Here is a 14384-nt window from a genome sequence, read left to right on the forward strand (position 1 = left end):
AGAATTATGAAAAAATTTTTATACATAGCAGCCAGTTTATTTTTAACAATAACTATGCAAGCACAAGACAGACCGCAACCTAAACCAGGACCTGCTCCAGCAATTAACGTTAACAAGCCTCAAAGCTTTGTTCTCAAAAATGGTTTAAAAGTTTTAGTGGTGGAAAACCATAAATTACCTCGCGTTTCTTTCAATCTTACATTGGATAATGCACCTTATGCAGAAGGAAATAAAAAAGGAGTTTCTGATATTTTAAGCGGAATGCTTGGAAATGGTACAAAAAAAATCAGTAAAGATGCTTTCAATGAAGAAATCGACTTTTTAGGAGCTGATATCAATTTTTATGCCTCTGGAGCTTATGCAAACGGACTTTCAAGATATTCAAAGAGAATTTTGGAATTAATGGCAGATGGCGCTTTAAATCCATTGTTTGACCAAAGTGAATTCGATAAAGAAAAAGAAAAAATTATTGAAGGATTAAAAGCCGATGAAAAAAGTGTTTCTGCGATTGCTCGTAGAGTTGAAAATGTTTTAGTTTTCGGAAAAGAACATTATAGAGGTGAATTTACAAGCGAAGAAACATTGAAAAATGTTACTTTGGACGATGTTATTATCAATTACAACAATTATTTTGTGCCAGCAAATGCTTACTTGGTAATTGTTGGTGATGTTAAATTCAAAGAAATTAAAAAAGAAGTTGAAAAACTTTTTGGTAAATGGAAAGAAGCTAAAGCACCTGTATTTACTTATTCTACTCCAAAAGACGTTCAATACAGTCAAATTAATTTCATAGACGCACCAAATGCTGTTCAGTCAGAAATTGCTTTAGTGAATTTGTCAAACTTGAAAATGACCGATAAAGAATATTTTTCAGTTCTTTTAGCTAACCAAATTCTAGGTGGTGGTGGAGAAGGAAGATTATTCTTAAACTTACGTGAAAAACACGGTTGGACTTATGGCGCATACTCTTCTATTGGGGCTGGAAAATATATCAATAAATTCCGTTCTAGTGCTTCAGTAAGAAATACAGTTACAGATAGTGCTGTTGTTGAATTCTTCAATGAATTGAAAAGAATCAAAACAGAATTAGTTTCTGAAGAAGATTTGAAAAATGCTAAAGCTAAATACGTAGGTAATTTTGTAATGCAAATTGAAAAACCTTCAACTATAGCAGGTTACGCTTTAAATAAAGAAACTCAAGGTTTACCTGATGATTTTTACGAAAACTATATCAAAAACATCAACGCAGTAACGGCTGAGGATATTAAAAATGCAGCAAATAAATATTTCTTATCAGATAATACAAGAGTGGTTATTGTAGGAAAAGCGGCAGATGTTTTGCCTGGATTAGAAGTAATGAGCAAAAGAGAAAAATTACCAATTTTCTATTTTGATAAATATGGAAATCCAGCAGAAAAACCGGAAGTTAAAAAACCTATTCCTGCAGGTGTAACAGCTCAAACGGTATTAAACAACTATATTAACGCAATTGGTGGAGAAAAAGCGGTTAAAAACGTAAAAACATTAGTTACGTTTTCTTCTGGAACTGTTCAAGGAATGCCATTAGAATTAGTTACTAAAACAGCTCAAAAGAAAATGAGTGTTGAAATGAAAGCTATGGGTTCTACTATGATGAAGCAAGTAGTTAATGAAAAAGAAGCGTATGCTGTGCAACAAGGTCAAAGAGTTGATTTTAAAGATCAGGACTTAAAAGACATGCAAGCTATGGCAGGTAACTTTAAAGAATTGTCTCTAGTAACAGATAAAGCGGTAACTCTAACTGGAATTGAAAACATCAATGGCGCTGATGCTTATGCTATTAAGAGTGGAAAATCTACTTATTACTATGATGTGAAAACTGGATTTAAAGTTGCTGAAGCTCAAGAGTTAGAGCAAAGAGGTCAAAAAATGACACAAACAACTTATTATCAGGATTATAAAGATGTGAAAGGATTGAAATTCCCTTACAAAACAATCATGAATGTAGGTATTGAAATCGAATTGATTACATCAGAAGTTAAAATTAATGAAGGGGTAACAGATGCCGATTTCAAATAATTAAATTAGTTATAAAATAGGAAAGGCACTCTAGAAATAGAGTGCTTTTTTTATTTCTTACTCGAAAAATAAACACCAATTAATACAATCAAAGCTCCTAACAATTGAATAATAGATAAGGTTTCATTCATAAATAAAAAACCTAAAATAAACGCTACTACAGGAATTATGTAGGTAACCGATGAGGCGAAAACCGGTGATGATAATTGAATTAATTTGTAAAATAAAATGTTTGAAAATCCTGTTCCCACAATTCCTAAAATAGCAATATAGCCTAACGAAGCCTGAACCTTAGTTTCCTGAATTATATCAAAAAAACCCGTGAAATATAAAACAATTAAAGCTGGAAAAAACATGATTAAAAAGTTTCCTGTGCTAATAGTTAAAGGTTTTAAATCGGATAAGTACTTTTTAATTAAATTTACATTAACACCATAAAAAATAGAGGCTATCACTATTACTAAAGCATAATAGTAGTTCTCAGTAGTATTTTCTCCATCACCAAATAAAACTAATAAAGCACAACCAATAAATCCTATAATTACCCCAAAAACCTGGCTTCGTTGTACATTCATGCCGAAAAAAAGTAATCCTACCAATAAGGTATTTAACGGTGTTAAGGAATTTAAAATCGAACTTATAGAGCCGTCGATTTTCGTTAAAGCAAAAGCAAAAAGAAAAGCAGGAATGAAAGTTCCACATAAAGCAGTTAATGCAATATATTTCCACTTATATAAAGGGATTTGAGGAATTTGTTTAAATCCAACAATAATCAAAAATAAAGCTGCAAATATGACTCGTAAACTACCTAGTTGTACTGAATTTACACCTTTTAAACCCAATTGCATTAAGATGAAAGAACTTCCCCAAACACAACCTAAAAAGCCTAATAAATACCATTTTGTTGAATTGTTTTCCATAGTACTATTTTGTGCGTCAAAATTCAGACTTTATTTTGAAAATAGCACTATGAATTTTTGTAATTTTGCATAGTCTTTATTTAGAGACTTTTAATTTAACATTTATTGATATGAAAAATTTAAAAAATATTGGTTTAGCGCTTTTAATGATGCTTTCATTAGTAAGTTGTAAACAAGAAAACAAAGAAGTAGTAGCTGAAGAAGTAAAAAAAGAAGCCGTTTCAGAAGCAGATTTAGCTAAAATGCAAACAGCAAGTTTTACTATCGACGGAATGACTTGCGCTATGGGTTGTGCTAAAACTATTGAAAACAAATTAGCAGCACAAGAAGGAGTTGGGCAAGCTGTTGTGGATTTCGATACTAAAATTGCAACTGTAAAATTCGATGCTGAAAAACAATCGTTAGAATCCTTAACTAAAACCATTGAAGCTGTTGCTGGCGGTGATTCTTACAAGGTAACGGAGTCGAAAAAAATGTAATAAAAAAAACGCCCTGATTATCTCAGGGCGTTTTTTTTATTGTTTCCATTCCAAAGTTTCCATTATCCTGCGCATATCTTCTTTTAGATATTGTGCGGCTGGTAAAATGGAATCAAAATTAGGCTTTGCATAAAAATAGACACTTCCCACAATGAAGTTTTTGGTGCTATCGGTAGCATAGAATTGTGCATTAGTTGCTGCATTTCCACCTACTTCATAAAACATTCCGTATACTTTTTTCTTTTCGTTTATGAAAGGTTGTTCTAAAATATCATCTGCTTTAACCACGTGATTATAAGTTAATGTTTGAGCATCACGCAATAATTTATCGATGTCATTATTAACGGGTTTATGTGTTAAATAAATGGTGGCTTTCATTTTTGGATAATTAATCTCGAAAGCACACGATTTATCTTTAATCAAGGCTAAATTGTTTTTCTCAAAAGTAAAGGAACAATTCGATTCTAATTTAGAATATTTGGCCTTTGGATATTCCAAACTCAGTTGGCCTTTTGGTTTTGGTAAGATATCCTCTCCACAAGAAACCAATACTAAAAACAATCCCAAACAACTTAATTTTATTATATTTTGTATCATAATTACAATAACGTAACTTTTATTTGTTTTATTCTTCTCTTATCCACATTTTCGATGGTAAAATTAAGATTATGAAACGTTATTTTCTGATTTTTTTTAGGGAAATTTCCCGAAAGTTCTAAAAGGAATCCCGCAAGAGTCTCAGCTTCTCCTTTTTGATCTTCAAACTCACTTTCATCAAGATCCAAAATGCGGTAAAAATCTTTTAAGCTTATTTTGCCTTCAAATAGAAAGTTTTTATCATCTATTTGAGAATAAATAGCATCCTCGTTGTCAAATTCATCACTAATATCACCCACAATTTCTTCTAAAACATCCTCTAAGGAAATGATTCCAGAGGTACCGCCATATTCATCTACCACAACGGCTAAATGACTTTTCATACCTTGGAAATCTTTCAATAAATCATCTAATTTTTTACTTTCTGGTACAAAGAATGGCTCTCGCAATAATTCGGTCCAATTAAAATCTTCGCTGTCGATGTAAGGAATTAAATCTTTGATGAAAAGTATACCTTCAATTTGATCGATATTTTCTCTGTAAACTGGAATTCTAGAGTAGCCTTTTTCTACAATTTTTGGAATGATTTCACTAAAGGTTTCTTCTAAATTAAGAGCAAAAACATCTATTCTAGGGCTCATAACTTGGCGAACTTCAGTATTTCCAAAAGACACAATCCCTTCTAAAATTTTTTGCTCCCCATCAGTTGTATCGGCTTGAGAGGTTAATTCTAGCGCTTGTGAAAGTTGGTCAACCGAAAAATTTCCTTTTTGAACATTGAGCTTCTTCTCGATAAAAAGAATTCCGTTTCGCATCGGAACACTAATTGGAGACAATACATTATTCAATATCGAAATTGGAATAACCACATTTTGAGCAAACACCATATTGTTTCGGTTCGCATAAATTTTAGGTAAAACTTCTCCAAAAAGTAAGATAAAAAAGGTCACTACAACTACTTCTAAAACAAACCGTAAAACGGAAGATTCAATACCGTTAAACAATCGTTCACTAAAAGAAGAAAAAATAATAACAATGGCGATATTCACAAAATTATTGGCTACCAAAATAGTAGCAAGCAACTTTTTCGGCTTTTCTAATAACCTTGCAATTAGAGTTCCCTTGTTGAAATCTTTATTTTGAATTTCATCTACATCCTTCTGAGACAATGAAAAAAGCGCTACTTCAGAACCTGAAATAAAGGCAGAGCAAGCTAGCAAAATAATTATTACTACTATTCCGAGAAGGAATTCAAAATCAATCGTATGAAGTAAACTGGCCGGGTCAGGATCCAAATCAAATCAATTTAGTTAAACATTAAAATCATCAGGAGCGCTACCTGTTGGTAAAGAAGACTTACTTAAATCAGTCTCTTTTTTGGTATTTAAGAATGTGAATTCTGTTACCTGAATTTCAGTAGTGTATTTTGTAGCGCCATCTTCAGCTTGCCATTGACGCGATTTGATTCGTCCTTCAATGTAAATTTTATCGCCTTTAGAAAGGTATTTTTCGCAAATTTCAGCGGCTTTGTTTCGAACAACAATGTTATGCCATTCAGTAGAAGTGATTTTTTCTCCAGTGGTTTTGTTAATGTAGACTTCGTTTGTCGCTAAAGGAAAACGTCCGATACAATTACCGCCTTCAAAGTAATGCATTTTAACTTCGTCACCTAAATGACCTATCAAAATAACCTTGTTTAATGTTCCGTTCATGGCTTATATATTTATTAGGGTTAATCAAAAATACTAATTTAAAGTGAATTACAATAATTTGTAGCGATAAAATTGTGAATTACTATAGGAAAAGGTAGTTTTTCTATTTCTGTAATTGGTTTTGAATCAGGTAATTTTGAGTCGAATTGCACTTCAAAAAAGCGAATATTTAGATGTTGGTGCGATAATTTGTGGAGAATCACATCTTCATGTAGCGATACAACATCAATTGGTTTTAAGTTGAAAAATTCCATATTGGAAACTTCTTTTATGATTTCATTTTCCGATAATTGTGATTCGGTTTCAAATACTGGAAATTCGTATAAGTTTTCCCAAATCCCCTTTCCTTCACGCTTTTGTATAATGAAATTAGCATTTGAATCTTTTAATATTAAATAATTTAGGAAACGAGGTGTGACTTTCGTTTTCTTAGTTTTAACCGGAAGTTTGTTTACTTTTTTAAATTGTAGTCCGGCGCAACTCGAATTTAAAACACAAGTTTCACAATCAGGATTCTTGGGAACACACTGAAGCGCACCAAACTCCATAATTGCCTGGTTAAATAAGGCAGGATTGTTTTTATCTAATACTTCTTGTGCTAATTGTTGGAATTCGGTTTTAGTTTTGGGCAACGAAATATCGCTTTCAACATTATAAAAACGACTCAAAACGCGAAACACATTGCCATCCAAAACTGCTACCGGTTCATCAAATGAAAAAGAAGCGATAGCGGCAGCAGTATATTCACCAACACCTTTTAATTGTAATAAATCTTTATAAGTAGATGGGAATTCGCCATTTAATTCAAAAGCAATATGTTTTGCTGTGGTGTGTAAATTTCTTGCCCTGGAGTAATAACCTAAACCTTGCCATAATTTTAAAACTTGTTCTTCATCGGCATTAGCTAAGTCGAAAACGGTTGGGAAGGCTTCGGTAAATGACAAAAAATAAGGTAAACCTTGTGCTACTCGCGTCTGTTGCAACATGATTTCTGAGAGCCAAATCCAATATGGATTGGTTGTATTTCGCCATGGTAAGTCGCGCTTATTTTGTAAATACCAATGAATTAAAGAGTTACTGAATTCCATGATTTTGTATTGGGACAGCAAAAATAAATCTTTAGTAATTAAAATTTAATCAATTAAGGTTGAATTATTGTTTTTTTAATTCTTATATTTGCAAACTCAAAAAAATACACATAAATATAAATACGAAAGAAAATGACGAAAGCAGACATCGTAGCGAAAATTTCAGAAAAATTAGGACTTGAGAAAGGTGATGTTCAAGCAACTGTAGAGTCTTTTATGGAAGAAGTAAAAAACTCGCTTGAATCAGGTGACAATGTTTATTTAAGAGGTTTTGGAAGTTTTATTATTAAAACGAGAGCTGAAAAGACAGGAAGAAACATCTCTAAAAACACAACAATCAAAATCCCTGCTCACAATATTCCGGCTTTTAAACCAGCTAAAGTGTTTGTTGAAAGCGTTAAAGAAAAAACAGAAGTTACAGTATAAAAACTATTTATTAATCTAAACACCAAAATGTTATGCCAAGTGGTAAAAAAAGAAAAAGACATAAGGTAGCAACTCACAAACGTAAAAAAAGAGCGAGAGCAAACCGTCATAAAAAGAAAAAGTAGTTTAAAACTACTTTTTCTTTTTTAAAAAAAAGTTCATTGAAATGAATCAATTATAAGTTGATTCCCAGGTAAACTGCCTGAAAAAAAATGTTTAATCCATCTGTACGAGTAGAATTCAGAATTCAGAATTCAGAATTTAGAATTTTTCTAATTTCTAATTTCTAACTTCTAACTTTAAAAGTATGGATAAAAATGTACTGCATGAACAAAGAGTTAATTATTAGATCTGGTTCAGACGCTGTAGATTTTGCCTTATTAAAAGATGGAAAACTAATAGAATTACACAAAGAAGAAGAAAAGCAAAGCAATTTTGCGGTTGGCGATATCTTTATTGCTAAAATCCGTAAACCTGTGGCTGGTTTAAATGCCGCTTTTGTGAATTTAGGTCATGAAAAAGATGCTTTTTTGCATTATCACGACTTAGGTCCCAACTTACCTTCTTTGATGAAATTTATTAAACTTGTAAGCGCAGGTAAATTAAAAGATTATTCACTCAAAAATTTTCCTTTTGAAGCTGAAATTGATAAAGATGGCGTCATAACTGACATTCTAAGTGCCAATCAATCAGTTTTAGTTCAGGTAGTGAAAGAACCTATTTCGACTAAAGGTCCCAGAATTAGTTCTGAGATTTCGTTAGCTGGAAGATATGTTGTTTTAGTACCTTTTTCAGATCGCGTTTCTGTTTCGCAAAAAATAGAATCGAGAGAAGAAAAAGATCGATTAAAACGACTGGTTCAATCTATCAAACCAAAAGGATTCGGTGTTATTGTGCGAACAGTAGCCGAAGGCAAAAAAGTAGCCGAACTAGACAAAGATCTACAAACATTGATGGACCGCTGGTCTGCTATGTGTAGAAGATTACAAACTGCTCATCATCCATCAAAAGTATTAGGAGAACTTAACAAAGCTTCTTCTATATTACGAGATGTATTTAATGATACCTTCACTGGTATTCATGTTGATGATGAAGATTTGTATCTTGAAACGAAGGAGTATTTGCAAGAGATAGCTCCGGATAAAGTGTCAATCGTAAAACACTATCAGTCTAAGGAACTGCCTCTTTTTGAAAAATATAATATTGAGCGACAAATAAAAACGTCTTTTGGAAAAACAGTTTCCATGAGCAAAGGTGCTTATTTGATTATAGAACATACCGAAGCTTTACACGTAATCGACGTGAATAGTGGAAATCGTTCAAGCAAAGCAACTAGCCAAGAAGATACTGCTCTAGAAGTTAACATGATTGCTGCAGCCGAAATTGCACGTCAGTTACGACTTAGAGACATGGGCGGAATTATTGTGGTGGATTTCATTGATATGCAAAATCCAGAAAATCGCAAAGTATTGTACGATTTCTTAAGAGAAGAAATGAGTGACGATAAGGCCAAGCATAAAATCTTGCCTCCTAGTAAATTTGGATTAATTCAAATTACTAGACAAAGAGTTAGACCAGAAGTTAATATTAAAACAAGAGAAGAAGACCCAAACAATGAAAATGGGGAAATTGAAGCTCCAATTTTAATCATCGACAAAATAGCGTCTGACCTTGAACGCATTATAAAAGACCATAAAAAGGTTGTACTAAACGCACACCCTTTTGTGGCAGCATACCTTACTAAAGGTTTTCCATCCTTACGTTCGAAATGGTTTTTCGAGCATAAGAAATGGGTGAAAATCATACCTCGTGACGCTTACACGTATCTAGAATACCATTTCTTTGACAAAGAAGGAAATGAAATTAAATAAATTAAAAAACCGCCTTTCTAAAGATTGGCGGTTTTTTTATGTCATAAAATTAATTTTTAATCCAATTCATATTCTAATCGCACTGTAATTCTTGCGGTTTTGTTTTTGCTGTAGGTGTCGAAATTTCCTCCATAGCTATCTTCTTCAGTTGAGCCTTGACCCGTAATTTGGAAAACACCCATGCTTGCCGATTTTAATTTTCCTAAACTTCCATCCGCCGTATTTACAATTTTTTGCGCTCTTTCGCTGGCATCTTTGGAGGCTTTTTCAATTAAACTGTGTTTTAAATTTGGTAAATTGGAATACGTATATTGAATAGAATTTGATGTTAATTCGATTCCAGAATTAATTAATTCCGATGTTTTGCTCGATACTTCTTCGATTCGTTTCATTAAATCTGGATTCTTTTTTGCAGAAAACGTGATGGTTTGCGTTGCTTCATAACCGTCAAATACTTGTTCGTATTTGGTTTGATAGACGTTTTCTGGATTTTCTATTCGTACCTCTCTAAAACGTTTATTGAATTGAACGGCTCCAAACGTAAATTCCTCCTTTTTAAATCCTTTGCTCAAAAAGAAATCTGCCACAATTTTTTGGTCAGAAATCATTTTATTGTAGGCTTCTTTAATGTCAAAACTCTTCGTTGCAAAACTTCCCGACCATAAAATTTCGTCGGAAATAAAATCTGTAGTTCCTAATCCAACAACTGAAATAGTATCTAAATTTTCGTTTCGATTTTTAAAAGCAGTGCCTAAAATTAATGCTGTAATAATTATTGAAATTCCAATAACTAAAGTTGATTTTAATTTGTTTTCCATAGCGAATAGTTTTAGTTGGTTACAAATAAAGCAGTAGCAAAACCCATACCAAGTTACGGAAAATTATTACGTTTTGGAATTTATCGCTTATTTTTAAAAAAAGCTTTCATTAAATCACTGCATTCTTTTTCTAAAACACCTGAAATTACTTGAGTTTTAGGGTGTAATTGTGTTCCCATTTTTTGAAATCCACGATTTTCATCAGAAGCTCCAAAAACAATTTTAGAAATTTGGGACCAATACAAAGCGCCAGCACACATTTGGCAAGGTTCTAAAGTCACATACAAAGTACAATCTTTTAAATATTTTCCTCCGATGAAATTCGCAGCACTAGTTATGGCTTGCATTTCGGCATGAGCGGTAACATCATGAAGTAATTCGGTTAAATTATGGGTTCTTGCAATTACACGATTATCAATCACAATTACGGCGCCAACAGGAATTTCACCTTTTTCAAAAGCTTCTTCGGCTTCTTGTAAGGCTTTCTTCATAAAATATTCATCGGTAAAAATATTCTCCATAAGTACAAAAATACAACAACCAATTCTTACTTTTGTGCTGTGATGGAAAATTTGCTTTCAAAAATTAACAACCCAACCGATTTAAGGAAACTTCCTGAAAATCAATTACCTCAATTGGCCAAAGAATTGAGAGACTTTATCATTAATATTGTTTCTAAAAAAGAAGGACATTTGGGTGCAAGCTTGGGCGTTGTGGAATTAACGATTGCACTTCATTACGTTTTTAATACACCAGAAGATTTGTTGGTATGGGATGTAGGTCATCAAGCTTACGGACACAAAATCTTAACCGAAAGACGTGATATTTTCCACACCAACAGAGAATTAAACGGAATTTCGGGGTTTCCTAAAAGAAGCGAAAGTATTTATGATACGTTTGGTGTAGGGCATTCCTCAACTTCGATTTCGGCAGCTTTGGGAATGGCTTTGGCTTCGCAATTAAAAGGAGAAATTGAGAAACAACATATTGCAGTAATTGGTGATGCATCAATTGCGAGCGGAATGGCCTTTGAAGGATTGAATCATGCAGGAGTTACCGATGCAAATTTATTGGTAATTTTAAATGATAATGCTATTGGAATTGACCCAAGTATTGGTGCTTTGAAAGAATATTTAACTGCAGTTAAAGAAGGAAAAAATCCAAAACAAAACAACATAATCAAATCTTTGAATTTTGATTATTCGGGTCCGATTGATGGTCATGATTTACCTAAATTAATTCTGGAATTAGAACGATTGAAATCGGTTAAAGGTCCGAAATTTCTTCACGTGATTACTACCAAAGGCAAAGGTTTACAATTAGCGGAAGAAGATCAAGTCAAATATCACGCGCCTGGAAAATTCGATGCTGAAACAGGGAAAATTCATCCAAAAGACGAATCGCATTTACCGCCAAAGTTTCAAGATGTTTTCGGACATACCTTGGTAGAATTAGCAAAACAAAACGAAAAAATCATTGGAATTACTCCGGCGATGCCAACAGGAAGTTCCATGACTTATATGATGGAAGCTTTTCCAAAACGTGCTATTGACGTTGGAATTGCTGAACAACACGCTGTAACCTTAGCAGCTGGAATGGCAACGCAAGGAATGGTCGTTTTTTGTAATATTTATTCCACTTTTTTACAACGCGCTTATGACCAAGTGATACACGATGTGGCTTTGCAGAATTTACTGGTTATTTTTTGTTTAGACAGAGCAGGTTTGGTAGGTGAAGACGGAGCAACGCATCATGGTGTTTTTGATATTGCCTATTTGAATTGTATTCCGAATATGATAATTGCGGCTCCCAAAGATGAGATCGAATTGCGTAATATCATGTTTACGGCCTCAGAAGGGTTAAAACATCCAATTGCCATTCGTTATCCAAGAGGAAGAGGTGAAAATCTAGATTGGCAAATACCTTTCGAAAAAATCGAAATTGGAAAAATAAAAGAACTTCAAAAAGGAAATAAAGTTGCCATTTTATCTACGGGAACTATTGGTAATAACGTAACCAAAGCTTTGAAAGAAGTTAGAAATTCAGAATTATTTTCGCATTATCATTTTCCATTTGTAAAGCCTTTAGATGGTGATGGTATCAAATCTATTCTAAATTCTCATGATCAAATTATTACTATCGAAGACGGAGTAATCACAGGTGGTTTTGGAGAGCAAATCAGTGCCATTACAGCAAACAATAATCTAAATAAATCAATCATAAATTTAGGAATTCCAGATTCTTTCATAGAACATGGAACAGTTACCGAGTTACAACAACTTTGTAAAATTGACGTTACTAGTATTATTCAATTATTAAACTCCTTCAAAAATGTTTAAAAAAGCTTATTTGATTTGCCCTCTACTTTTTATTTTTCAGTTGAACGCTCAAACGGTTAGAACTCAATTGCCAGATTCAGTTTCTTATTGGTCGAAGGAAAATGTATTGGGTTTAGATATTTCCCAGATTACTTTTGTGAATTGGAATGCTGGTGGGAATAATTCGATTTCGGGTTTGTTAAAGGGTAAATTTATTAGAACTTATATAAAAGATAATGTTCACTGGAAAAATGAGTTGATTGCTCGTTATGGTATTAATAAGCAAGAAAAACAAGATGTAAGAAAAACAGATGATCAACTTCAAATAAATTCTACTTTTGGATATAGGAGAGACACGATTTCTAATTGGTATTATGCAGGAAAATTCAATTTTAATACGCAATTTGCAAATGGTTATGCCTATCCCAATACTGCTTTAGCGATTTCAAAACCCTTTGCGCCTGCTTATACATTTCTCGGAATTGGTGCTGAATATTCGAGAAAAGATTTGAATTTAAACGTTTATTTATCTCCACTAACACAAAAAACAACATTGGTTTTTGATCAACGACTAGCCAATCAAGGTGCATTCGGAGTTGAAAAAGCTATTTATGATGAATTTGGTAATTTGATACGAGAAGGTAAGAATATAAGAAATGAAACAGGATTTTTAATTACTAATCAGTGGAAAAAAGAAGTGCACAAGAACATTAAATTTGAACATAGAATATCACTTTATACTGATTATTTGAATAATTTTGGAAATATCGATGTTGATTGGCAATTGCAATTAGATATGACAGTAAATCAATATGTTAAGGCAAATATTGGAACCCATCTTGTTTACGATGATGATATTAAAACCAAGGAAGTAGTGGATGGTGTGCAAGTAATTAAAGGACCAAAAGTTCAATTAAAGCAATTGTTAGGAGTTGGGATAGTTTATCAATTTTAATAAAATTATTTTCGATTTTATTTGATTTATATATTGTAATACCTATATTTGCACTCCAATTAAAGCGGGTGTGGTGAAATTGGTAGACACGCCAGACTTAGGATCTGGTGCCTCACGGTGTGAAGGTTCGAGTCCTTTCACCCGCACTAAAATGAAACCTAAGACAATCGTCTTAGGTTTTTTTATTTTAGTATCCCTCTGACGAAAAAAAATACTAACTTTGGTAAAATCTAAATTATGACATTACCCAGGTTATCTAATTTTTATTTGATTTTTCTTTTTGTTAGTTTTCAGGTTGGATTTTCGCAACAAATCAATGAAGCACAATTTCAAAAAAGAAAAAGTATCAATTATTATGTTTTAAATCCAAAGTTTTCTCATTTGGATAGTGTTTACATGACTATTGGTAAGAAAGAAGAAGTTTTAAAAGCAGGTTGGATAATCATAGAAAATAAAAATGGATTTTCTATTCAGCGCGAAATCAAAAATGACACTATCATTGAAATTAAGACCGATAGTGTAATACAAGTCACTCGTCCTTGGAAAATTGAAAATATCAAAATTCTAGCAACTGAAAATGGAAAAATAAACTTAAATCCAGTTTTGTTTTTAAATTCTTCAGACCACAAGCTAAATACAATTGCATACTTAAAAATCCCTGAAAATGATAAAATCGTTTTGAAACATTTTCATACTAAATGGAGTGCTATAACGATTCCTTTTTCCATTCGCCCATCCTTAAAAGGACAAATAAGAAGTCAGGTTACTAATGAATTTAAAATTGGAACTGCTTTTAGTTTAAATCACGACTGGGAGTTCTATAAAAATCAACGTCTTGAAGTTAAGAAAAATACTTACGGATTATCATTTGGATTAGGTTTTGGATTAGGTAGAGTAGAGTTAGATAATGCCTCAACGAGTTTATCAAATGCTAATTATGACAATGAAGAACAAGGTCTGATTTTATTTCTAACACCAGGAGTTGGAGTTAATATAAGAGGTTTCAAAGTCTTAGGTTTTTTTGGTTACGACATTGGTTTAACAAAAAATATGAACGATTGGAATTATAACAAACGTCATTACATGGGCATTGGTTTCGGTTTTGATTTTTGGACGTTGAAGCGCAACACGAATTAATGATA

At 32.7% G+C, this 14384-nt stretch carries 14 protein-coding genes and 1 tRNA gene; 8 read left to right on the plus strand and 7 right to left on the minus strand.

The features are described from left to right. Positions 1-6: 6 nt before the first annotated feature. Positions 7-2058, plus strand: coding sequence for a M16 family metallopeptidase (locus tag NAT47_RS09510; RefSeq protein WP_250582203.1), 2052 nt, complete (start codon positions 7-9; stop codon positions 2056-2058). A gap of 50 nt (positions 2059-2108) precedes the next feature. On the opposite strand, the gene NAT47_RS09515 is transcribed toward NAT47_RS09510, so the two are convergent. Then, entirely contained in the window at positions 2109-2978 is an 870-nt protein-coding gene (locus NAT47_RS09515; protein WP_250582205.1) for a DMT family transporter, read from the minus strand. A 110-nt stretch (positions 2979-3088) separates the two neighbouring features. On the opposite strand from NAT47_RS09515, the gene NAT47_RS09520 reads away from it, so the two are divergent. Next, positions 3089-3457, plus strand: a complete 369-nt coding sequence (locus NAT47_RS09520; RefSeq protein WP_250582207.1) for a heavy-metal-associated domain-containing protein — start codon at positions 3089-3091, stop codon at positions 3455-3457. Between the two features lie 36 nt (positions 3458-3493). Here NAT47_RS09520 and gldD read toward each other — a convergent pair whose 3' ends face one another. Genes gldD through mutY form a run of 4 tightly spaced genes read right to left on the minus strand, consistent with a single transcriptional unit; the run spans position 3494 to position 6854 of the window. Further along, positions 3494-4054, minus strand: a complete 561-nt coding sequence (gldD, locus tag NAT47_RS09525; protein WP_250582209.1) for a gliding motility lipoprotein GldD — start codon at positions 4052-4054, stop codon at positions 3494-3496. Positions 4055-4056: 2 nt separating this feature from the next. Beyond that, positions 4057-5349, minus strand: coding sequence for a gliding motility-associated protein GldE (locus NAT47_RS09530; RefSeq protein ID WP_250582211.1), 1293 nt, complete (start codon positions 5347-5349; stop codon positions 4057-4059). A 15-nt stretch (positions 5350-5364) separates the two neighbouring features. Beyond that, positions 5365-5766, minus strand: coding sequence for a single-stranded DNA-binding protein (locus NAT47_RS09535; protein ID WP_111567417.1), 402 nt, complete (start codon positions 5764-5766; stop codon positions 5365-5367). Between the two features lie 38 nt (positions 5767-5804). Continuing rightward, complete coding sequence (gene mutY / locus NAT47_RS09540; protein ID WP_250582212.1) at positions 5805-6854, minus strand: A/G-specific adenine glycosylase; 1050 nt, start codon at positions 6852-6854, stop codon at positions 5805-5807. A gap of 132 nt (positions 6855-6986) precedes the next feature. On the opposite strand from mutY, the gene NAT47_RS09545 reads away from it, so the two are divergent. Together NAT47_RS09545 and NAT47_RS09550 are read left to right on the plus strand one after the other, a co-directional pair. After that, on the plus strand, positions 6987-7280 hold the full coding sequence (locus NAT47_RS09545) for an HU family DNA-binding protein (protein ID WP_250582214.1): 294 nt from the start codon (positions 6987-6989) through the stop codon (positions 7278-7280). A gap of 326 nt (positions 7281-7606) precedes the next feature. Continuing rightward, positions 7607-9151 carry an Rne/Rng family ribonuclease gene (locus tag NAT47_RS09550; protein ID WP_250582216.1) on the plus strand — a complete coding sequence of 515 codons (1545 nt, stop codon included), beginning with the start codon at positions 7607-7609 and terminating at the stop codon, positions 9149-9151. Positions 9152-9207: 56 nt separating this feature from the next. On the opposite strand, the gene NAT47_RS09555 is transcribed toward NAT47_RS09550, so the two are convergent. Together NAT47_RS09555 and NAT47_RS09560 are read right to left on the minus strand one after the other, a co-directional pair. Further along, positions 9208-9969: an SIMPL domain-containing protein gene (locus tag NAT47_RS09555; protein WP_250582218.1), complete on the minus strand. Its 762-nt coding sequence runs from the start codon at positions 9967-9969 to the stop codon at positions 9208-9210. 80 nt (positions 9970-10049) lie between these two features. After that, a complete protein-coding gene (locus NAT47_RS09560) occupies positions 10050-10490 on the minus strand; it encodes a nucleoside deaminase (RefSeq protein WP_250582220.1) in 441 nt (146 codons plus the stop codon). A gap of 42 nt (positions 10491-10532) precedes the next feature. On the opposite strand from NAT47_RS09560, the gene NAT47_RS09565 reads away from it, so the two are divergent. The 4 genes from NAT47_RS09565 to NAT47_RS09580 all read left to right on the plus strand — a co-directional run bounded on the left by NAT47_RS09565 (position 10533) and on the right by NAT47_RS09580 (position 14379). Continuing rightward, on the plus strand, positions 10533-12308 hold the full coding sequence (locus NAT47_RS09565; protein WP_262918746.1) for a 1-deoxy-D-xylulose-5-phosphate synthase: 1776 nt from the start codon (positions 10533-10535) through the stop codon (positions 12306-12308). Next, positions 12301-13242: a DUF3078 domain-containing protein gene (locus NAT47_RS09570; protein ID WP_250582224.1), complete on the plus strand. Its 942-nt coding sequence runs from the start codon at positions 12301-12303 to the stop codon at positions 13240-13242. Before NAT47_RS09565 ends, NAT47_RS09570 begins: the two co-directional genes overlap by 8 nt. Before the next feature lie 64 nt (positions 13243-13306). Beyond that, positions 13307-13388: transfer RNA gene (locus NAT47_RS09575), tRNA-Leu, on the plus strand. Positions 13389-13479: 91 nt separating this feature from the next. Next, positions 13480-14379 carry a hypothetical protein gene (locus NAT47_RS09580; protein WP_250582226.1) on the plus strand — a complete coding sequence of 300 codons (900 nt, stop codon included), beginning with the start codon at positions 13480-13482 and terminating at the stop codon, positions 14377-14379. Positions 14380-14384 lie beyond the last annotated feature (5 nt).

Source organism: Flavobacterium fragile (assembly GCF_023634865.1).
Classification (GTDB): domain Bacteria; phylum Bacteroidota; class Bacteroidia; order Flavobacteriales; family Flavobacteriaceae; genus Flavobacterium; species Flavobacterium fragile.